The organism is Paenibacillus sp. SYP-B3998 (genome assembly GCF_010820665.1).
GTDB lineage: Bacteria > Bacillota > Bacilli > Paenibacillales > NBRC-103111 > Paenibacillus_E.
In genome coordinates this window covers 1-22391 of sequence record NZ_JAAIKC010000019.1, presented here as the reverse complement: position 1 = coordinate 22391, position 22391 = coordinate 1, and the positions used below count along the sequence as shown (strand labels likewise).

The window sequence follows — 22391 nt, the reverse complement described above, 5'->3', positions numbered from 1 at the left end:
AACTCTTTTTTAGCGACAGTAGCGCAAATGCCCGTTCGACAATTCGCAACAATGATATGGTATAGGGGACATAATGCTGATTGAACAAGGGGGAAAAGCAATGCCTATCAAACAACAAGACATAGATACGAGGACGATAGCGGATTATTCATCAATTAATAGACAATTTAAGGCCAATGCCGTCAGGCTGCGGTGCCGTTAACACTTTTTTTAAAGCCAAAATGAAAAACTCCATCAGCATACGAAGACGAAGTGGATTGTATATTTAATATTTTCCACTAGAATGAATTCCTTTATGCAAAGGAACAATATATAATGTGACATATAACAATAGATCCGTTTATAAATTTCCCAACGTATATTGACAACGTTTACAAATCAGGATATATTCTTAGTAAGCGTTTAACTAAGCCAATGGTTACAATAACCTTAATAGAGTAAACGTTTACGAAATAACTTAACAAAGAGGGAATTTAATGAACCCGACCATCAAAGATGTAGCACGCCGGGCCAATGTATCCATTGCAACCGTATCGCGTATATTGAACAACTTACCGGGATATTCTGAAGAAACCAGGAAAAAAGTGTTACAGGTTATCAATGAGACTGGGTATCAGCCGAATGCGATTGCTCGCGGGTTAATTAATAAGCGGACTAGAACTATAGGTGTGTTATTCCCTACTGTGTCGAGTATGTTTTCTTCGGAGATTCTGGACGGAATCGAACAATTTGCTCATAACCATGATTACAGCGTCATTGTGTGCAACACAGATGCGGACGGAAAGCGTACTCTGAAATATTTGCAGGTTTTAGGGGAAAAGCAAGTGGATGGTATCATCTTTTCTAGTGGGAATTTAAAAGATGAATACTATCAGACCATAAAGTCTATGGCCATTCCGTTGGTGCTTGTATCCACCATCTCCCAAAGGTTTTCTGTACCTTATGTGAAGGTCGATGATCGATTAGCTTCCTATCAGGCTACCGAGTATTTAATAAAGAAGGGTCATAAACAAATCGGGATGATCAGCGGGACTAAGGAAGATCTCATCGCAGGGGTTCCTCGTGTCGAAGGATTTTTGCAAGCATTAAATGATTATGGAATCCCGCATCGCAGCGAATGTTTGGTTTATGGAGGCTTCGATTTTAATTCCGGTTGTAAGGTGGTTAAAGAACTGTTAAGGAATGCACCGGATACAACTGCGGTTTTTGCAGCAAGCGATGAAATGGCAGCGGCGACTATTTCTGTTGCTTCTAAACAGGGGATTCGAGTACCGGAACAGTTATCGGTCATAGGCTACGATAATTTAAAACTTGCTCAAATGACGGTACCTCCATTAACGACAGTGGAACAACCCCTCTTCGAAATGGGAAGGATTGCTGCAGAACAATTGCTGACGATGATTGAAACAGGAAAAGATACAGGCAGCCGAATTGTGCCTCACTCCATCATTGAACGAAAAACCGTGAGAAGTTTGCTGGAGTAACTTCTTTTAATGATTACGTAAACGCTTACGTTATTTTGATAGATGCTTCGTAGAAATGGCACTTATATTAATAATGGGAAGTGTTGCTTGTCTGGAAATGGTTTAGCTTCATTTGGTTTCTTTTAATGATTGAGTAAACGTTTACGTCTTTTTGATAGATGTTTCGTAGAAATGGTACTTATATTAATAATGGGAGGTGCTGCTTGTCTGGAGATGGTTTAGTTTTCATTTGGTTTGTGTATAGTTTGTTGTTTATTTTGGCCAATGTGTAAGCAATATTGCTTTAATTGAAAATTACCAATAGAGGGGGATTTAAAAATGAAAAAGCTTTCTATGTCAGTAATTTCGGGTATTATGGCAGTTTCTATCATTTCAGGATGTGCTTCCACTGCTAAACCTGGTACAAGTCCTGCTTCAGCTGCTGGTAGTCCAGATGCTGCTCCTTCCAGTGCAAAAGTTAAACTTCAATTCTTCCAAAACAAAACGGAAGCGAAAAATTCATTTGATTCTCTAATAAAGAAGTTCCAGGCTGCAAATCCGAATATTGAAGTGACTCAAGTCAACCCGCCTGATGCCGAGACGGTTCTAAAAGTTAATATATCTAAGAGCGAAGTTCCGGATATCATCGGTATCGGTGCGACAGATACTTTTACCAGCCTTTCCAAAGGCGGAACATTTATTGACTTTTCAAATAACGAAAATATAAAGAATATTCAGCCTGCTTATTTGGATATGGTGAAAAAGCAAGGGGGCACGTCAGAGCTTAACGGAATCCCGTTCTCTTCCAATGCCGATGGAATCATTTACAACAAAACACTCTTTGCAGAGCTTGGATTAACTATTCCGAAAACTTGGGATGAATTAGTAGCAACAGCCCAAAAGATTAAAGACGCCGGTAAAGTTCCTTTTTATAACACATTCAAAGACTCTTGGACTACGATGCCTGCCTTCAACGCTTTCTCTTCGAACCTTCAGAGCGATACTTTCTTTGAAGATCGCAAGGCTAATAAAGTAAAGTTTGCGGATGCTTATAAAGAAATTGCTGAGAAACAATTGAAATTGGTTGAATTCGGGCATAAAGATCAAAATGGTAAGGGTTATGCCGATGGTAATACAGCTTTTGCTAAGGGAGCTTCTGTCATGTATTTGCAGGGAGTATGGGCAATTCCGGAAATTGTAAAGGCAAATCCTGATATTAAGCTTGGCACTTTCCCTTACCCAGTGTCCAATGATGCATCCAAAAACAAAGTGGTTTCCGGTGTTGATACCTTGCTAACTATCTCTAAAACATCGAAACATCAAGCAGAAGCGAATAAATTCATCGATTTCTTGCTACAACCGGATAATGTGAAGCAATTTATTACAGAACAAAAAGCTTTCTCTGCAATTAAAGGAATATCCCAGGACGATCCGAGTGTAGCGGATTTGAACGCTGCCTTCCAAAGCGGTCAACTGGTTGATTTCGCAGACCACTCCATCCCTGGTGCGATGAAAGCCGATACAATCGTTCAAGAGTTTGTTTTCAAGAAAAATGTAGGTGAATTTTTGAATAAACTTGACACAGAGTGGGATAAAGTACAGGCGCGTAAATAAAAAAAGAAGAAGGAAATTGGGTTATTCCAATTTCCTTCTTCCTTTCAAAAGGAGGATAGAGAATGGTAAAGCAACGATCAGCTTTTTATCTGATGACCATTCCAGCTTTGATTTTATTTTTTTCTTTTCATACGATACCTGTTATACAGGGGATTCTTTATTCGTTTACAAACTGGGACGGTTTTAGCCAGAGTTATGCATTTATCGGATTAAAAAACTACATGAACATTTTCAAAGATAGCAATGTATTAAATTCCTATCTTTTTTCGTTTAAATTTGCCATTGTTACAACAATATTAGTCAACGCATTAAGTCTTCTGATTGCTTTGGGTTTAAATTCAAAGATCAAACTTAAAAGCTTTTTCAGGGGCGTTTATTTTCTTCCGAATGTTCTTAGTGTTCTCATTGTCGGATATATTTTCAACTATTTGTTCTCGAACGTTTTCCCTTTATGGGGCGAGAAGTTAGGTATCGAAGTGCTTTCCAGCAATTTGCTTGGAGATTTGAATTACGCATGGCTCGGAATTGTATTCGTAGTGGTTTGGCAGTCCATAGCTTTTAACAGCATCTTGTACCTGGCAGGTCTGCAAACAATTTCCCAAGATATATACGAAGCATCCAATTTGGACGGGGCTAGCAAATGGAAAGAATTTTGGAGCATTACTTTTCCGCTGATTGCACCGTTTTTTACGATCAATATGGTGCTTTCGATGAAAAGTTTCCTTCAGGTATTTGATCAAGTCATTGCTCTTACCGGGGGAGGCCCGGGGCGTGTTACTCAATCTATCGCGCTTTTGATTTACACTGGAGGATTCCAAGGTCAAGAATTTGCCTATCAATCGGCAAACTCGGTCATTTATTTTATTGTCATAATTGTAATATCCTTTCTTCAAATTAAATTTTTACAAAAACGGGAGATGGATATGTAATGAAACGTACAACGAATTGGACATCGACACTTTTAATAGCACTTGGTTCCGTGCTGATCCTTTTTCCTTTATATATGGCAGTCTCTATTGCGTTAAAAAACCCGGAAGAGATGGCTCAGTCTATTTTTTCTTTGCCGACAGGCTTTCATATTAGCAATTTTGCAGAAGCGATCGAGCTTACAAATTTTTTCCAATCATTTAAAAATAGTGCGTTTATTACGATATTTACGGTCGTATTAACTTTATTAACAAATTCAATGGTAGCATATGCCGTTGCCCGCAATATGAACAAAAAGTACTTTAAAGGCTTGTACTTTTACTTTATTAGTGCCATGTTTATACCGTTTCCGATCATCATGCTGCCGATTGTAAAACTAACTACCGCTTTGCAGATGAATAATCCATCCGGTTTGATTATCCTTTACATTGTGTACGGACTTTCATTTAATACTTTCGTTTATGTGGGTTATATCAAATCGATACCTGGTGAACTGGAAGAGGCCGCGATTGTGGACGGAGCGACGATCTGGGGAACGTTTTGGAAAATTATTTTCCCGCTGCTCGGCCCCATCAATGCCACGGTTGGGATATTAACTTGTCTTTGGGCATGGAATGACTTCATGCTGCCTTTGATTATTTTAGGCAAACCGGAAATGGCCACACTGCCGCTTGTCCAATATGTGTTCCAAGGTCAATTCAGCACTAACTTTAATCTTGCTTTTGCCTCTTATTTAATGGCATTGCTTCCTATGGTTGCCATTTATCTGTTTGCCCAAAAATGGATTATTAACGGAGTCACGCAAGGCGCGGTCAAATAGACAAGAGAAGATACTTATATGGAGGAGTGTTCGGTTATGGAGAGAATATGGTGGAAAGAGAGTGTCATTTATCAGATTTACCCCCGCAGTTTCATGGACAGCAATGGGGATGGAATGGGGGATTTGAAGGGAATTATTTCAAAGCTGGATTACCTGAATGAATTGGGTGTAGATGTTGTATGGCTAAGCCCCGTTTATAAGTCACCAAACGATGACAATGGATATGACATTAGCGATTATCAAGGGATTATGGAAGAATTCGGAACCCTGGAGGATTGGGAGCAGTTATTAAACGGACTGCATGACAGGAACATGAAGTTAATCATGGATTTGGTGGTCAACCACAGCTCCGATGAGCATCCGTGGTTTATAGAGTCACGTTCTTCCAAAAATAATCCTTATCGTGATTACTATATATGGAAAATGGGGGAAAATGGGAAGGAACCGAACAATTGGAGCTCGTTCTTCAGCGGATCAGCCTGGCAGTACGATGAACAAACAGAAGAATATTTCCTGCATTTATTTTCAAAGAAACAGCCGGATTTGAATTGGGAAAATCCGAAGCTGCGCCAAGAGATCTATAGCATGATGAAGTGGTGGTTAGATAAAGGAATTGATGGCTTCCGCATGGATGTAATCAATTTAATATCGAAAGTCGAAGGATTACCGGACGCACCATCGGAGAATGAACATACTTACGTCTTCGGGGGACAATATTTCATGAATGGGCCACGTATCCATGAGTTTCTTCAGGAAATGAATGAGCATGTATTGTCCAAATATGACATTATGACTGTCGGGGAAGCACCTGGTGTCACTACCGAAGAAGCGGCGCTCTACGTCGGCGAAGACCGTGCAGAATTGAATATGGTGTTCCAATTTGAGCTGATGGATGTCGATTCCGGCCCCGGTGGCAAATGGGATATTGCACCATGGAAACTAACGGATTTCAAGCGGATCATGACAAAGTGGCAGTTGGGGCTTCAGGGGAAAGGTTGGAACAGCTTATATTTGAACAACCACGATCAGCCGCGAATGGTTTCGAGATTTGGTAATGACACCGATTATCGGGTTGAATCGGCCAAGATGTTGGCAACCTTCCTGCATACGCTGCAAGGGACGCCTTACATTTATCAAGGTGAAGAAATTGGCATGACGAATGTAAAATTTGATTCTATCAATGATTATCAAGATATAGAAACATTGAACATGTACGACGAAAGAGTAAATCAAGATGGCGCAAATTCGCAAGATGTTATGGAATCGATCTATTCGAAAGGCAGAGATAATGCTAGAACCCCTATGCAATGGGATTCTAGCTTACATGGCGGCTTCACCCAAGGGAATCCATGGCTTGCCGTAAATCCTAATTATCCGGAAATTAATGCGGCACAGGCTTTAGCCGATCCCAATTCTATTTTCCATTATTATAAAAAGTTAATTCAGCTGAGGAAACAGCACCCTATTTTGGTCTATGGTGATTATGCTCCATTGCTGGAGAGCAATGAACGAATCTATGCTTACAATAGAACCTTAGGGAATGAACAATTGCTGATCGTATTGAATTTCTTTGAGTCTGAAGTTGACTTTGAATTGCCTTCCGATGTATCGATTGATAAACATACCTTATTAATCAGCAACTATGATATCCCAGAAGATGAGAGGATCAACCGCTTTACGCTGCGCCCGTACGAAGCGCGAGTCTATCAAATCATTTAAATTCCCCCAAAAGATTCACCGACACGATTACTCGTGGGATGCTTCATATTCGCAAGTCCTAATGATGTCGCCCTTTTTTAATTATCTGGTCATGGGATGATTGACTCTTCAGGGGGGTTAATCGTCACACCCTGACCACAGTTTCCGGTGATCAAGGTATCTCAACCTCAGTATCATGCGTCGGCGAATTGTGGATTTATACAGCCACGGCTCACCTCCATACAACAAACCCACAACGGGGACCTTAAAGATTGAGAGTTAAAGTATAACTTTGCCGCTATGGCAAACATTTGCTTTAATGTGTGCGTAGAAGGTACCCATACAAAAAAAAGTCCCTCTGAAGGGGCTTTTTTTGTATATCAGTTATTGTACATAAGGAGAAGTTGTGAAGTGAATAACATTGGTCAAAGAATTAAGCTTATTCGAAAAACCAATAACATGACCCAAATTGATTCTCCAGTGCAATGGGTATTGCCCAAGGAACTTTAAGTGAAATTGAAGCAGGGAAAGCAAAGCCTTCATTTGATATGATTTATGAAATAAAGAAACATTTTGATATTGATTTAGACTGGCTTATTATGGGCGATATTTATGAGGAGCATAATTCCATAGAATATGAATTATTACAAAAGTTTCGGAATCTTGATCCTTTAATAAGAAATGAAGTATTGGAGTTCAAAATATTAAGAGTAAAAAAAGATAAATAAGTTACGGGGAATATTTCAGTTCGCTTTTTTAAAAGATTTTTCTAATGAACAACAGGAGATTACTGACCGAACATAAAGAGCGGCAGCTGGTGTATTGGTCCGATAGACATTTTATAGTCTACGAGCGGAGTATCATAGTGTGAAAAAACCATTAGATTATGAAAATAAAGACGTAGACTGGGGGTGGCGTTACGACGGATTTATTTAATTTTACGGCAAAGGTAGAGTAAAAGTAGAAACCTCAGGAAGGATGTTTTTTTTGAGAGTGTTCAGAAATGACCTTCGGGATTCAACAAAATATTTATATCACTATACAACATCGGAGAACGTAAGCGTCAAACCCTGCACACGAACACGAATTGTTGTCACATTGGCATGAACTGCATCACGTACATATTCCGTATATTGTGTTTGAGTCGCAGAAATTGGTTTCGAGACACCAACAAGTAAATGCGACGTTGCATCATAGGTGTACGTTGTTGTTACACCCAACACGTCAACAGCGCTTGTGATACTACCATAGTCGTTATAAGTCTGTGATGTATTAACCACATACTTATTGGTATTTCCTGATTCTTTCTTAGTTACCTTTGTTGCAATAGGTGATGTCCAGCGCCTTGGTTCGTCATATGTGTAGTCAGTCGTATTGGTATAGGTTTTTCCACCATAAGAAGAAGTTGTTACAATACTCATGTTGTAGAATACAGCTGGTGTATTCTCATCAATATAATCTTTCTTATTTGTGAACGTGGATTGAGTCAAACCATCGTAAACCCCGACAGAGAATGAGATATCTGTATCATAAGAACTTCCAATATCACTTGTTGGATAAGAGACGTCTTTATGGTTGTTACTTTTTGGGGTCGTATGAGACCATTGAAAAGTCTTGCGATCCGGTTCCAAGCCGACGGTCCTTTCAGAAGTAGGGGCAGTCAGTTAAAGTCCGCTGATTGTTTCAAATGCTTTAAATAACGGGCACGGATCAGTAGAAAGTACAGGAATTGCGCGGCAAGGAAAACGATGCAGACCGTAATGGCCGAATGAATCACCGGCGCATGAAGCAGGTTATGCAGAGCGTAGAGCGCAAACAGCACGAGATCCGGACGAATGCCCTGGAACACCTCCATAACTCGGTCGAACTCCTGGACCGCTTCAGCTCGATACCCGTATTTCTCCATATATGATTGAAGCAGCTGCGCCAGCTTAAGATCGTCTTCTACAATCAGGATACTAAACATAGGACTTGGCTCCTTTTCTGATTAAAAAAACACCAGCATGCCTTCGCCGAAGAGCGATTGGAACTTACTGTGTTTCTATGGTTTGAATAGGCTGGATTAGGTTCCGTTGTAAGCTATTATAACCTTAAGCGGCACTCTTTCAAGCTGAAAAGAAACCGTTTTACGAGTCCTCCAATACCGCAAGATCGAGTTACAAAATTGTAAGGTAGATGTAAGGCAAATCGATAGCTTAGGCCAGCCTGGCAGGATAAGATTGGAACAAACGAAAATAGAAATTTTTTAAAAGGAGAATCGAGATGAGGCTGTTTGAACTGTTGCTTTTTTTGTCAACCATTGGCTTGTTTGCATTAACAGTCCTATTAAAAAAAGGACGGCGTAGAATTCCAGTATTCGTTGCAAGCGGGATCGCCACACTTTTACTGGTCATTCATTGGACGGTGGAAGGATACAGAGTTCAGCTATTTTTCCCATATTGCATAACGATCATTTTTTTAGCCATTTCAGGTTATAGCTATTTTAAAAAAACCGGCAAAAAAAAAATCCCACGATTCATGTTGGGTTCAGCTTATACCGCTATAGCGATAATGCTGGTCGTAACAGCGGGTCTCATGTATGCTTTTCCTGTATTTAAACTACCTGAACCGGCAGGCGAATTTAAGGTAGGAACGCAAACTTTTCATTTCGTGGATACAAATAGGGAAGAGATTTTCGGCGAAGCCAGAGATGGTAAGAGAGAATTGATGGTTCAGGTATGGTATCCGGCTCAAGCTGGCACCGGCAAGTACGCTCCCTTTATTCCCGATACCCAGATTTTACGTTATATGGCCGCGAACTATGGCCTTCCCGGGTTTACTTTGCAACACCTGAAGTACGTATCCAGTCATGCTTATTCGGGGGCCGAAGTCTCTTCGGCACAGACTTCATACCCGTTGATCCTTGCGAATCCCGGCTTCGGCTCTTCCAGGTTCCTCCACACGTCGCAAGTCGAAAATCTCGCGAGTCACGGATATATCGTGGCAGTGATCGACCACACCTACAATACATTTGCAACCGAGTTTCCGGACGGTCGAATCACGACCATCTCAACCAACGACTTATTCTCGCCCGACCATGATTACCGGACGGAAAGCGGAAATCGCGACAAGTTGGGAAAAGTTTTAACCGGCGATGTGGCGTTTGCGCTGGACCAATTCGAGCTCATCCAATCGGGGCAGATTCCAAGTCATCTAAAAGGGAGGATTGATCTCGGTCATGTCGGGGTGTTCGGTCATTCCATCGGCGGAGCGACGGCCTATGACGCTTCTTACGATCCGCGAATCGCGGTTGGAATAGACTTTGATGGAGGGCTTTATCGACTGCGTGACAGAGAGGGTCTGCGAAAGCCGTTTTTGTTCATCAACTCGGAAAGCGAATTCGAAAAATTGAAAATGGTGATGGATAAGCGGGTCTACACGGATGCAGAGCTTAACCGTATGGGCTCAACAAGAGAGTGGATGGATCAAGTAATGGAAGATAAAAAGTTGGAGCTTGAACGGATGCGCGAAACGGTCGACGAAGGGGGACAAGTCCTCTATATCGAAAATACGGAGCATTTGAATTTTGCCGACGTACAGTTCATTTCTCCGATTTTCAAAATGCTGGGCATTACAGGAAAGATTGCGCCCGAAAGAGCGAACTCCGTTATCAATGCCTATATGCTGGATTTCTTCGATATGTATCTGAAAAATCAAGACGGAATCTTAATGAAAGGACCGGATAGCCGCTTTCCGGAGATGAAGTTCGTAACCTCGCTATTATAAATTACGAAACAGGCTACCGATTTTGATATGCTCCCCTTCAAGTAGACAGGTTTAATAAATAAACCGCTACTTGAAGGGGAGTTTTCCTTTGTCTAAGAAGAAAACGAATACAATGTGATTGAGAAACTAGCCATCATACAGGAGTTAAAAGCAGGACAGAGCAGCCGTGTGGAAGTAGCAAAAAAACATAACCTCAGCGTTACCACCTTAGTGAAATGGCGACATCGCTATGAGCAAGGGGCGGTCTACCAATCATCAGGAACGAATAGACATTGTTCTTTACTGTCTTGCCCACGATCATGACTACCGGAAGACAGCGGAACAGTATCAGGTTTCCTATCATCAAGTGTACCAATGGGTCAAGAAGTATAAGGAGCACGGTCCGGATGCTTGGCAAGATGGTCGGGGACGGAAAAAAGCAGAAGAAGAGTTAACCGAATCTGACCGCCAGAAGCTTGAGATGAAGAAGCTGGAGTATGAAAATGAGCGACTTCGAGCGGAGAATGCTTTCCTAAAAAAGTTACACGAATTGCAAAGGAGGCGAGTCTAAGCGGGCACCGACAGAAGCATAATTACCTGGCTAGCGAGTCCGTTCAACAGAAAGACTCGCTCAGCGTAAAGCTGCTTTGTGAAGTGGCGGGGATCCCTCGGTCAAGTTATTACAAATGGCTGAGCCACAAACCAAGTTTGCATCAGCAGGAAAATCAACGGCTTAGTCAAATCATGCTTCTTCTGTGCGAGCGGGTTGGAGGTATTTATGGATACCGGAGATTGACTCTTCACTTGCGTCGACAAACCAATCAACCCATTAACCATAAGCGGGTAAACCGCCTTATGAAGTTGGCCGGAATCCAGTCGATCATTCGTAGAAAGAGAAAGAAATATGCATGTTCTACGCCCCAGCATACTGCCGAAAATGTGTTGAACCGTAAGTTCCGAGCAGAAGCGCCGAATGAGGAATGGTTAACGGATATAACGGAATTTAGATACGGGAGTGCCCAACGCCATTCTGGATCTTCACGGCAACACAATTGTCTCGTATGTATTAGGTCGGTAACCGTCCCATCACGTACAACTAGCTCCATCTCCATCTAAGACCAAAAGTTTTGCGATACCTATCCCATAACGCGATAAGTAATCGGAAGCATAGATGACCATGGCAAATAAGGCTCGAGAGCCTCTGGATTTTGTGAATCCGGAAGCTGCGAAAGCTGCTCGAACAGGTACTTTAAATATTGAAATGGAAGAAGTCCGTTTTCCTTCGCCGTCTCGATGACGCTGTAGATCGCCGCACTTGCCTTCGCGCCGCGAGGCGTACTCGCAAATAACCAGTTCTTTCTCCCGATTACGAATGGCTTGATCAAGCGCTCACTGCGATTATTATCGATCTCGAGCCGACCATCCTTCAGGAAGGCAGTCAATTTCTCCCACTGATTCAGGCTATAAGCAATCGCTTTTCCAACCAGACTCTTCGGCAGTGTTTGAGAGCGCTGCTGCTTGAGCCATACCGAATAAGCCTCCAGGATCGGAAGGCTTCGCTTCTTTCGCTCGGCATATCGTTCTTCTGGCGAAGCATCCTTCAGCTCGCGCTCAATGGCGAAGAGAGCATTGCAGTAAGCCAGTCCTTGACTAGCTATCGAATCCTTGTTACCTCTCGTCGCTGGCGGGGCTGCTTTCAACGCTTCATCGTATTTACGCCGCGCATTGGAAATATAGAATAAAAATGGGGTTAGTCATATTGACCGTTGTACCCGTTGATAGGTGACATTGGAGGAGCTAGTTTTGCCCTGTTCCTGTTCAATATGGATTAATCCTTTTGCATTTATTAAGTGGGGTAATGAGATTGATTCGCTCTCTATATATCATACAGTCCCAAGTACCAGCATTGGGCAAAATTCACTTGGAACATAAAGAACTCCGAGATAACTTCATTTCAATGTTCAGCCCCACCTGCTTTACCGACCTCAAGTCATCCATTAAGAGCTATTGCTTTGCTGATGGCAAAGATTATCTTTATAGCGTATACCCAAGTAGGGAGAAGCCACAAGTTAAACTCCTCTTTTTTGTGGTTTTTTCTATAAAGATTATATTAAGTGCTCTTTCTCACAAGGGAGAAATTTTAAGGCTCAATAGCATGGGGCTGAGCCAGCGCAGTATCGCTTCGAGTATTCAATGCTCACGCAACACCGTCTCCGAGGTGTTACAACGTGCAAACGAAAAGGAGCTATCATGCGGAGCTCATAACACTCGTAGTTACCCAAATAAAAATGAAAGCCAAAGGGAAGCAAATTGAGCTTGTTGCGGAGGAGAAAGAACCTTTTAAATTAAAGGCGGATGCCGATCGATTGCGGCAGGTTCTTATCAATCTGTTGGATAATGCAATTAACCACATACCAGAGGGCTCTTCGGCTGGCATTCGAATCAATGGGATCAAACAGGAGCGTTGGATCGAGGTAAGGGACAATGGTCCTGGCATTCCGCCGGAAAAACTTCCACACCTGTTCGACCGCTTCTACAAAGTTGACGAAAGCCGCAACCGCTCTGGCGCAGGGCTTGGATTAACCATCTGCAAGCATATCGTAGAAGCACATGGAGGCTCCATACGGGTAGACTCTCAAACTGGAAAGGGTACGGTCTTTTTAATTTTTTTGCCTACTTCTCCAATGACTAACTTATGACATATTTATGAGCTAGTATAAGGTTCGTAAGCCAACGATAACGACGAATCGAGGAGAGATACATATGTTGAAAAAATTAACAGGATTAGCTCTAGTAGGTGCAATTGCCTTATCTGTTCCGGTCACTGCATTTGCTGAAACTGCGCAAGGAGCTTCGAGTGTTGTAACGAAGAGCAGTTCTTTTCATCCGGGTAAACAGCTTTTAGTTGATAAGGCACAAAGCCTAGGTATAACGACAGACGGCAAAACAAATGAGCAAATTAAAGCCGAGATCAAATCAGCGGATCGGCTCAAAGCCGATATTCAGGCGGCAGTACTAGCTCAATTACAAACCAAGGCAAGTAAGCTAGGTATTAACTCGGATGGCAAGACGAGCAAAGAGCTTAGATCCGCACTCCAAGCTGCTGCCCTTACTAAATTGCAGGAAAAAGCAGCAAAAGTCGGAGTTTCTACAGATAGCTTGACGGCTAAGCAACTTCGGGCCGCGTTAGCAAAAGCTAAGGAAGCGAAGAAGGTTGAGCAAATAAACAAACGAGCAGCGAAGTTGGGCATTAGCACGGAAGGTAAGACAACGGAGCAAGTTTTTGCGGAAGTTGAAAATGCTTTGAAAGTGAAGTGGGAGAAAAAAGCTCACAAACAGTAAAGAGATAAGGCAGATAGGCCCCGGGGGGAACCTCGGGGTTTATCTGCCTTATCAAAGGTAGCAGGGATGGAGGAGAAAAGCATATCTTTATTTAGTTTCATTAGCTCCTCGTCGGTTTTCTGACAAAGCCTCACCAATAATTTAGATGAGACTCTTAGGTATTAATTTTTTTCGATCATTTCCATTTCACCGATTGTAAGATATTGCGGATCACCATTATTATTATTAACAAATAATCGATATTTATCATAAGCGGTACTATTTGTAAATGTGAACTCTTTAGCTAAAGTTGCTTGCCAGTCAATTATTCCTGTTCTTGCGTCGAGTGTTACCCATTTAGTTCCATCATATCCTTCCAATTTCCAATCCTTTGGTGCCCTTGAAGGTCCAACTACATGATTTACGGGTTTAATCGTGTATCTTACGATGGTCTTGGGACTAGAGAATTTATAGGAAAGCCACTGATTTTGCACACTGTTTGGAGTCCATCCTTGTGTATTGTCTTGTCGATCAAATGCTTGATATCCATCACCGTAATAAGCATTACTAAACTCAACTAATCCACTTGGAGATGTATTGCTAGACATTTTTGGGATTATATTGAAATCACTAGGAGTTGGGATGCCAATTACCAAAGTTGTAGCTGACTCTCCGCTTAACAAAAGTGCGGATACGCCAAGATGATAAGTATTAGAATTTGTCAAACCAGTTATTTTATAAGTATTTGTTGTAACGCTAGATTGATTTATTTTAACGCCATCTTGATAGATATTGTAGCCAGTGGCTGTATTTAGAGGGTTCCAGCTTAAAGTAATTGAATGATCACCAGGAGTAGCGACAAGGTTTTTTACAATATTCAAGTCAAACCCCATCATTTCCATTTCACCAATTGTAAGATATTGAGGATCACCGTTGTTATCATTAACAAATATTCGATACTTATCGTAAGCAGTATTATTAACAAATGAGAAATCTTTTGCTACAGTTGCTTTCCAGTCAGTTATTCCTGTTCTCGTGTCGAGTGTTACCCATTTAGTTCCATCGTATCCTTCGAATTTCCAATTTTTCGGTGCTCTTGAGGGTCCAACTGTATGATTTACGGGTTTTATCGTGTATTTTACTAGCACTACAGGACTTGCAAATTTATAGGAAAGCCACTGATTTTGCACACTGTTTGGAGTCCATCCTTGTGTATTATCTTGTCGATCAAATGCTTGATAACCATCACCAAGATTAGCGTTACTAGACTCAACTAGTCCACTTGGAAAATTATTGCTAGACATTGGCGGAATAATATTTGCCTTACTATCAGATGGTAATCCAGTTACTAGGCTTGAAGACAATGTAATTTCAGAAATAGCTGCCCAAGAAGTTCCTGTTGCATTTACTTGGATTCTAAGCCCATCATAATAATCAGGAGTGACAGAAATAGGGGTCAACAAAGTAGGGTTATATTGCGGACTCCAATTAACAAAATATCTTGTAGAAGTGCTAATTTGGTTCCAGCTACCATGTAATAGGCCATAAATGGTATAAACCACATCTGTTTCGGGATAAGCGTTTGCTGCAATATTGATAGAGGACACTGCAGTAGCCGAAGGGAAATTTAATTGTAGCATGCCATTTGAACTACCTGAATTCCAGTAACTCAATAAGTTACAATCAATTGCATTGACAGCCTCAGTGCCCGGATAGGAAGTACCTGTGATTGTTGTACCTTTTGGAGGCATTTCACCATCTAATCCTGAACATATATTAGCACGTAATATTGAGATCTCAGAGATAGCTACCCAAGAGTAGCCTGCTGCGTTTACTTGAATTTTAATGCCACTGTAAAAACCAGGAGTCACAGAGATAGGGTCAAGAATCGTTGGTTTGTATTGTGAATTCCATTTAACACTGAGTGTAGTTGGTGGACTAATTCGAGTCCATTTATCATTTGATAATCCATATATGGTATAGACCTCGCTTGTTTCAGGAAAAGCATTAGCTGCAATTTGGACGCCAGAAATTGGAGTGGGCGATGTGAAGTTAAGTTGAATGGTTCCACTTGAACTCCCAGAATTCCAATAAGTTGTTAGATCTCCGTCGATCGCGTTAGTTGCCGGGCTACCTGAATAGGATTCCCCGGTTACTACAGTGCCGCTAGGCACTGCTTCACCTTGCATGCTAGGAAGTGAAGATGCACTAACAGAAGGTACTAATAAAACCATAAGACATACATAAATAGAGAGTAATAGTGCGGTTTTTGTTTTCAAAGTTAAACTCCTCTTTTTTTAGGTTTTTTCTATAAAGATTATATATCGGATAGCAATGGGTATTAATGTAATAGAAATATAATAAAAATAAGACTTTCTTCGTTACAAGCGTTGCTCTTTCTCACAAGGGAATTGAGCAGAAGCATTGTCTATCGAGGTGCAACGGATCCGTGAGACATATAAGGCTCGAGCTACATAAAGTAGTACCGGTATTTGGAGGAGAAGTCAAGCCAATTATTGAAGCAGTAAAGCAGGAATTAACTCAAACTGAGGGATGGAAAATATACAATTTGAGGACTATCTAAAGAACATGTTTATAAAGGAAGCAGAGAATAAGTACAACGAACGTTAGCTGGATAAATGATGCTTATAGGGTTTCCATATATACAAATTTGGGGGAGTACTGAGATATATTTAATAAAGTTCAATAAAGAAAATTTCCAAGCCTAAGTCCTATCAATGTTTGTCGGGGAATTAGGCTTATTTGCACGTGACATTATAAAATACTTTGTACAAATTTAAATCGCGAACGCGGGAGAGAAAGGCAAGTTTACGATAGTTGTGTCACCAATGGACTTTACGGTGAGAGCCATCAACGAAGATAAGACAATCGAGGTATCGAAATTCAACGCCTACGTGGAACGAACTATGGCTCTTTCAGGCGGAACCGATCCGAACAAAATCATGACAGGCGTTGTTATTGAACCGGACGGAACAGTGCGCCCTGTGCCGACTAAGGTCGTCATTATCAATGGCAAATCTTACGCGAAAATAAGTAGTATGACCAACAGCGTGTACTCGGTCGTATGGCATCCGGTCGAATTTGGCGATGTGACGAACCATTGGGTGAAACGCACAATTGGTGACCTGGGGTCTCGTATGATCATCGATGGCACGGGCAACGGCATGTTCAGTCCCGACCGGGAAATTACCCGGGCCGAGTTTGCCGCTATCCTCGTTCGCGGATTAGGACGATTACCGGACTGAATGGCAAGGCGTCCGCTCAATCGATAGAGGGAACACTTCGTCCGTTTGTAGATGCAGCTGGAGTATCCGCGTGGGCGCAAAGCAGCGTTGCGAACAGTGTCCAGGCTGGCATTATATCTGGAAGAAGCGCTTCTGAGCTTGCGCCGAAGGATTACATGACCAGGGCTGAGGTTGTAACCATTATTCAGAGACTATTACAGAAGTCTGGACTGATTTAAGTAGAGATCTGTGGTAATTAGAACAATATCCATGAGAAACTGAAACATCACCTAAAATCCCTTCCCAAGAGGATACTCTCTGGGGAAGGGATTTTATTGTTATGGATCTAAGCGGTTCGGAGGGGTTCTGTGTACGATCTCATCAAAAATTGTTTCTTCATATAATTTACTCAGTTTTCGATTTGATGAGGTCATTATCATTTACGGGCTGTCATCTCCGATGGTGAGGAAAAGTAATCATATTCTCATGATACTTGTCAAAATATTTCATGATAGTTCGTTACTATGAAAAGTGATGGTGCGTGCGTGACAATCGGATTAAAGCAATTGATGCATTGTGTCAGCTTGCGGATCAATCTTGCTTAAATAACTCGATGGGGTGGAAACAATGAAGATGAATAAGAAAAAGATGTACGGTGGAATGATTGTCTTGGCCAGTGCAGCCATACTAGCTGCAGGATGCGCCGGGGACAAGGGAGCTCGTCCGGTAGACGTCGCCCAATCAGCTCAACCGAGCGAAAATAATATCGTCAAATCCATTGAATCACAGGCGAAGCCGTTGAAGACGATAGACCCGACACAACCAATCGATGATCTAAAGCCGTTTGAGAACATGATTGGGAGTGCACATTATGTGGGATTGGGGGAGAATACGCACGGAAGCTCCGAAATTTTCACCATGAAGTTTCGCCTTGTGAAATATATGGTCACCCAGATGGGCTTTACGAATATCGGAATGGAATTGGATTGGGGAGACGGTTTAAAGCTGAATGAATACATCCAAACAGGAAAAGGAAATCCAAGAGAATTTTTGAAACTATTGTATCCGACCGATGAAATTATAGCCATGCTAAATTGGATGAAGGATTATAATGCCGATCCATCAAACAAGAAGAAAATCCAATTTATCGGGCTTGATTTGAAGGGGATGGATCAAAACACCTATAATCAAGTGATTGATTATGTGAAGAAGCATCAGCCTGATGCACTGGCAGAAGTGGAAAAAAGCTATAAAGATATGTCGGCTGTGACTGGAAGCTTGCAGGATTATATGAAGCTAACTCCAGAGGCGAAAGAAAAGTTCAAGGCTAACGCTGAGAAAGTGGTCCGATTGCTCGATGGCAAGACCAAACAGGCAAATACAGAGAAAGATTCATCTGAGCTGATCTGGGCGAAAGCAACAGCGAAGGCGATAGAGAACTTCACAACCATGATGGTGCCTAGTGACTATCCAAGTTTGTTGAAGCTGCATGAACAATTTATGGCCGATCATTTAATATGGGCCCAAGAGGCATTAGGCGGTAAAACGATGTTATGGGCACACAATATCCACGTAGCCAAAGGCATTATCGATAAAAGTTTATACCCTGATGGATCAGGAAGATTTTTGAAAGAACGTTTAGGTGATGATTATGTCGTCGTTGGCAGCACAACGGCGGAGGGCCAGTTTACCTTATTCAGCGATTTCGCTTCTGGCAAGACTTCGGCGGAAACGATTCCACAGGATGTGAACAGTACCAATTATACGCTTGGAAAAGTCTCATATGATATGTTCTTGTTGGATAACCGCCATCTTAAGGGACAGGCTAATCAATGGGTCAGAGAAAAGCGACCGTTGCTGAGCCTTGGGGGACAACTCATCCCGAACGCGCCGGTTTACTTTGATGCGTCCCTGTTAGAGCAGTTCGACATTGTTTACCAAATTCGCAAAACAAGCCCGTCCCATATCAAATAAGAGCATGACGACAATCCCTTTCTTGGTCAACCAGGAACGGGATTGTTCCCTCTCACTTCGTTTCAACACGGCTTGTGTACACGGATGATCATGTAATAATAACTTTGTTCATTATGATCCTATTAGGGGACAGAATATGATACAATCTGATAACAAATCAGGTGAAGGATTGAGGACTTCTATGAAACAATTGATTACTCGCTGGACGTGGCCGGACTGGGTCATATTTGGCATACGTATCGTATGGTGGATCACGCAAGTTATCGGCTTGTGCATGAATCAAACGAATATTCCTATGCCTCTTTGGGCAGCTATTGCGCTTTCCTTTGTTCCTTTCTCTATACCGTTCTTGCTTCAACAATTTCATCTGCGATGGTATTTGATTTCAGAGATTGTTTTATCGGGTGGTTTCGTTGTTTTCTTAAACATTTATTCTTTATCGAGTGTATGGGGGTTTATCCCGATTGGCTTTGTTATCGGCATATTAAGCATCAACAAGTCCTATCGATGGACAGCGATTTTGTCCATTGGGGTCGTCCCGTTTATCGTCTGCTCCGTAACCGGCAAGGACTGGACGGAAATTCTCTTTAATGTCATGCTGAACCACGGGATCGTTTTTGCATTAGGCTATGCGTTTCAATTATCTATTCTCGCTCACAGCCAAGGGAGAATCATTAGGGAGCAGAATCGCATTCTGGAGCAACACGTGGTCCAAATCGAGCAGATGACGTTAATCGAAGAACGTAATCGGCTATCGAAGGAGTTGCATGATACGATCGGCCATACGCTGACTTCCATTATTATGGGGATGGAGTCGGTACGTCCAGCGGTCACAGGCGAATACTCGGAGCGATTGGACGCCCTCCTGCACTCTTCCCGCAATGGACTTGATGAGGTTCGGAAACATCTGCATCAGATGTCGATGCCCAGCCTCCATGCATCTTTTACCTCATCACTGCAAAAGCTGGTGAACAAATTTCAGGATACAACGGGCGTAGAAGTCAAGTTTCGTACATTGGGCGATGAATATTCCGTGCCTAATCAAATTAAACTGGCGCTGTACCGCTGTCTTCAGGAAGCGTTAACGAACGCGGCTCGTCACGGGCAAGCATCGTCTATTCAGGTTCATCTTCACTTCGAAAATAATCAATTGCGGCTTCAAATTCAAGATAATGGGAAAGGCACTGAACAGCTTCTGCCAGGCTTCGGACTTTCTACAATGAAGGAAAGGATGCTAGAGCTGTCAGGTCAAATGTCTGTCCATTCTCATCTTGATGAAGGGACTGTCGTCCTGTGTACAGTGCCAAGACATAAACATCTGCAGAGCAAGATTCGGATTGTGCTCGTAGACGATCAAAAGTTAATTGTAGACAGCCTTAAGATGATACTGGATGATCAAGAGGATTTGCAGGTTGTAGGTACGGCGGAAAATGGGAAAGCTGCGATCGACTTGTGCGAACAAGCTCATCCCGATGTCATCTTAATGGATGTCCGAATGCCTGAAATGGATGGAATTGAAGCTTTACAAGTGATAAAAGACAAGTGGCCCGATCTTCGAGTTATTATCATGAGCACATTCAGTGAGGTAGAACAAGCGGTGACCTCTCTTCAGAACGGAGCAGTCGGCTATTTGCTGAAGTCGATCCAGCCTAAAGAATTAATAGAAACGATCCGGCTCATACATATGGGGGGTACGTCTATCACACAAGAAATCGCGGAACAGGTGTTTGAGGAGATGAAGCAGCAAAGGTTGCGTCTAATGGAGGGAGGAGGATCTGAAGGAACTAATCCGTACGGATTAACAAAACGCGAGTTGGACATATTGGAGCAGCTTTACCAGGGACTCCGTTACAAAACCATCGCTGCCAACATGATCCTCTCGGAAGGCACGATTCGTAACTATGTATCGATCCTTTATTCGAAGCTTGGCGTCAATAACAGGGATGATGCAATAAACAAAGCGAAAGAAGAGGGGCTGCTTGGCAAGGCAAGCGAGTTCAATGTCGGGCATATTCGTACCTAGTCCAACATGGATTAGTAGCAGTCGTCTATGCAACACCCTCGAACAACCGTAGTAGCAATCTGAGGCGAAATGTGGATGTGGCACACCACGGCTCACCTCCATACAGCAAATCCACAACCTTGAGGTTGTGGATTTTTGCTATAATTGCTACAACAATTCCTTTTGAAAGGGGCTTATTATGTCATGAGAGTTAAAGCATAACTTTGCCGCTATGGCAAACATTTGCTTTAATAAACTCGTGGCAAACATTTGCTTTAATGTGTGCGTAGAAGGTACCCATACAAAAAAAGTCCCTCTGAAGGGGCTTTTTTTGTATATCAGTTATTGTACATAAGGAGAAGTTGTGAAGTGAATAACATTGGTCAAAGAATTAAGCTTATTCGAAAAACCAATAACATGACCCAAATTGAATTCTCCAGTGCAATGGGTATTGCCCAAGGAACTTTAAGTGAAATTGAAGCAGGGAAAGCAAAGCCTTCATTTGATATGATTTATGAAATAAAGAAACATTTTGATATTGATTTAGACTGGCTTATTATGGGCGATATTTATGAGGAGCATAATTCCATAGAATATGAATTATTACAAAAGTTTCGGAATCTTGATCCTTTAATAAGAAATGAAGTATTGGAGTTCTTGGAGTTCAAAATATTAAGAGTAAAAAAAGATAAATAAGTTACGGGGAATATTTCAGTTCGCTTTTTTAAAAGATTTTTCTAATGAACAACAGGAGATTACTGACCGAACATAAAGAGCGGCAGCTGGTGTATGAACTGCACCCCGTCAAGTAGACAGTACAAAAAATAAAAATTAATTAAGCGGCCTTGGTCCTGAATTCCTTCGGACTGAGGCCGTTTAGTTTTGCTTGTAATCGTTCGGTATTGTAAAAGTGGATATAGGGAGTTACGTCCTTCTCGAGTTCCTCAAAGGTATGGTACGTGTGTAAATAATACTTCTCGCATTTTAGTGTCCCCCAGAAAGATTCCATGGGGCCATTATCGATGCACCACCCAACTCGAGACATGCTCTGAGACAGCTTGTTCTCGTCCAAGAGCGCTTTGAAGTCCAGCGACGTGTATTGAAATCCTCTGTCGCTATGAAGCATCGGCTGACTTCCTGGAGCAGCTTGCAAGGCTAGTTTCAATGTCTGGAATACCAGTGGATTGTTGTTGGAATGTCCCAATACGTAGGAGACGATGGATTTATCATGAAGATCAAGAATTGCGCTTAGATACGCTTTCTGACCATTGCCGTACTTGAATTCTGTTACATCTGTTACCCACTTTTCATTAGGTACTGCTGCTTGAAACTTACGATTTAACAGGTTATCGGCTACCTGCTGCGGTGTGGAGTGCACATATTTCTTTTTCTTTCTACGTATCACGGACTGGATTCCCTTCACCTTCATAAGCCGGTACACACGCTTATGGTTGATGACTTTTCCGGTTTGTTTGCGCATATGCAGGGTTAATTGACGATAGCCAAAGATACGCTCAACTTTCTCGTAGATGGTCATCATCACCTGTACCAGCTGCTCATTCTCCATCTCACGAGCACTAGGT

Annotated in this window: 21 protein-coding genes and 1 pseudogene; 17 read left to right on the top strand and 5 right to left on the bottom strand. The window is 42.0% G+C overall.

The window, feature by feature from the left end; translation table 11 throughout:
* The first annotated feature begins 476 nt into the window (after positions 1-476).
* From GK047_RS26620 to GK047_RS26595, 6 genes are all read left to right on the top strand, one after another.
* Positions 477-1484, top strand: coding sequence for a LacI family DNA-binding transcriptional regulator (locus tag GK047_RS26620; protein ID WP_163953444.1), 1008 nt, complete (start codon positions 477-479; stop codon positions 1482-1484).
* Positions 1485-1802: 318 nt separating this feature from the next.
* The gene (locus GK047_RS26615; protein ID WP_163953442.1) at positions 1803-3077 is read left to right on the top strand and encodes an ABC transporter substrate-binding protein; all 1275 of its coding nucleotides are present in this window, start codon (positions 1803-1805) and stop codon (positions 3075-3077) included.
* A 62-nt stretch (positions 3078-3139) separates the two neighbouring features.
* Entirely contained in the window at positions 3140-4006 is an 867-nt protein-coding gene (locus tag GK047_RS26610) for a carbohydrate ABC transporter permease (RefSeq protein ID WP_163953440.1), read from the top strand.
* On the top strand, positions 4006-4824 hold the full coding sequence (locus GK047_RS26605; RefSeq protein ID WP_163953438.1) for a carbohydrate ABC transporter permease: 819 nt from the start codon (positions 4006-4008) through the stop codon (positions 4822-4824). Before GK047_RS26610 ends, GK047_RS26605 begins: the two co-directional genes overlap by 1 nt.
* A gap of 36 nt (positions 4825-4860) precedes the next feature.
* Entirely contained in the window at positions 4861-6543 is a 1683-nt protein-coding gene (locus GK047_RS26600) for a glycoside hydrolase family 13 protein (protein ID WP_163953436.1), read from the top strand.
* A 464-nt stretch (positions 6544-7007) separates the two neighbouring features.
* Entirely contained in the window at positions 7008-7250 is a 243-nt protein-coding gene (locus GK047_RS26595; RefSeq protein WP_163953434.1) for a helix-turn-helix domain-containing protein, read from the top strand.
* 309 nt (positions 7251-7559) lie between these two features.
* On the opposite strand, the gene GK047_RS26590 is transcribed toward GK047_RS26595, so the two are convergent.
* Entirely contained in the window at positions 7560-8012 is a 453-nt protein-coding gene (locus GK047_RS26590) for a hypothetical protein (protein ID WP_163953432.1), read from the bottom strand.
* 170 nt (positions 8013-8182) lie between these two features.
* On the bottom strand, positions 8183-8488 hold the full coding sequence (locus GK047_RS26585; protein WP_163953430.1) for a response regulator: 306 nt from the start codon (positions 8486-8488) through the stop codon (positions 8183-8185).
* Positions 8489-8784: 296 nt separating this feature from the next.
* Here GK047_RS26585 and GK047_RS26580 point away from each other — a divergent pair, with 296 nt between their 5' ends.
* The 4 genes from GK047_RS26580 (at position 8785) to GK047_RS30775 (ending at position 11382) form a co-directional block, all read left to right on the top strand.
* Positions 8785-10287: an alpha/beta hydrolase family protein gene (locus GK047_RS26580; protein WP_163953428.1), complete on the top strand. Its 1503-nt coding sequence runs from the start codon at positions 8785-8787 to the stop codon at positions 10285-10287.
* A 114-nt stretch (positions 10288-10401) separates the two neighbouring features.
* Positions 10402-10590, top strand: a complete 189-nt coding sequence (locus GK047_RS30780; RefSeq protein ID WP_163953426.1) for a helix-turn-helix domain-containing protein — start codon at positions 10402-10404, stop codon at positions 10588-10590.
* Positions 10517-10837, top strand: coding sequence for a helix-turn-helix domain-containing protein (locus GK047_RS26570; RefSeq protein ID WP_163953424.1), 321 nt, complete (start codon positions 10517-10519; stop codon positions 10835-10837). Before GK047_RS30780 ends, GK047_RS26570 begins: the two co-directional genes overlap by 74 nt.
* A 173-nt stretch (positions 10838-11010) precedes the next feature.
* On the top strand, positions 11011-11382 hold the full coding sequence (locus GK047_RS30775) for an IS3 family transposase (protein WP_481856061.1): 372 nt from the start codon (positions 11011-11013) through the stop codon (positions 11380-11382).
* A gap of 20 nt (positions 11383-11402) precedes the next feature.
* On the opposite strand, the pseudogene tnpC reads toward GK047_RS30775, so the two are convergent.
* Positions 11403-11996 (bottom strand): annotated as a pseudogene (gene tnpC / locus GK047_RS26560) (IS66 family transposase); the annotation flags it as partial.
* Positions 11997-12494: 498 nt separating this feature from the next.
* Between tnpC and GK047_RS26555 the strand changes: the two are divergent.
* Both GK047_RS26555 and GK047_RS26550 read left to right on the top strand, forming a co-directional pair.
* Positions 12495-12965 carry an ATP-binding protein gene (locus GK047_RS26555; protein WP_163953421.1) on the top strand — a complete coding sequence of 157 codons (471 nt, stop codon included), beginning with the start codon at positions 12495-12497 and terminating at the stop codon, positions 12963-12965.
* A gap of 64 nt (positions 12966-13029) precedes the next feature.
* Positions 13030-13608, top strand: a complete 579-nt coding sequence (locus GK047_RS26550; RefSeq protein WP_163953419.1) for a hypothetical protein — start codon at positions 13030-13032, stop codon at positions 13606-13608.
* Between the two features lie 161 nt (positions 13609-13769).
* On the opposite strand, the gene GK047_RS26545 is transcribed toward GK047_RS26550, so the two are convergent.
* Positions 13770-15866 (bottom strand): discoidin domain-containing protein, encoded by a 2097-nt coding sequence (locus tag GK047_RS26545; RefSeq protein ID WP_163953418.1) that lies wholly within the window; start codon positions 15864-15866, stop codon positions 13770-13772.
* Positions 15867-16436: 570 nt separating this feature from the next.
* Here GK047_RS26545 and GK047_RS26540 point away from each other — a divergent pair.
* From GK047_RS26540 to GK047_RS26525, 5 genes are all read left to right on the top strand, one after another.
* Positions 16437-16853 carry an S-layer homology domain-containing protein gene (locus GK047_RS26540; RefSeq protein ID WP_240344297.1) on the top strand — a complete coding sequence of 139 codons (417 nt, stop codon included), beginning with the start codon at positions 16437-16439 and terminating at the stop codon, positions 16851-16853.
* Complete coding sequence (locus tag GK047_RS29915) at positions 16832-17071, top strand: S-layer homology domain-containing protein (protein WP_346010396.1); 240 nt, start codon at positions 16832-16834, stop codon at positions 17069-17071. Before GK047_RS26540 ends, GK047_RS29915 begins: the two co-directional genes overlap by 22 nt.
* A gap of 394 nt (positions 17072-17465) precedes the next feature.
* Positions 17466-18806 (top strand): erythromycin esterase family protein, encoded by a 1341-nt coding sequence (locus tag GK047_RS26535; RefSeq protein ID WP_163953416.1) that lies wholly within the window; start codon positions 17466-17468, stop codon positions 18804-18806.
* 136 nt (positions 18807-18942) lie between these two features.
* Positions 18943-20829: a hybrid sensor histidine kinase/response regulator transcription factor gene (locus GK047_RS26530; RefSeq protein ID WP_163953414.1), complete on the top strand. Its 1887-nt coding sequence runs from the start codon at positions 18943-18945 to the stop codon at positions 20827-20829.
* A gap of 348 nt (positions 20830-21177) precedes the next feature.
* Entirely contained in the window at positions 21178-21504 is a 327-nt protein-coding gene (locus GK047_RS26525) for a helix-turn-helix domain-containing protein (RefSeq protein WP_163953412.1), read from the top strand.
* Between the two features lie 139 nt (positions 21505-21643).
* Here GK047_RS26525 and GK047_RS26520 read toward each other — a convergent pair.
* Positions 21644-22391, bottom strand: a 748-nt coding sequence (locus tag GK047_RS26520) for an IS3 family transposase (RefSeq protein WP_163953410.1), incomplete at its 5' end; no start/stop codon positions are given.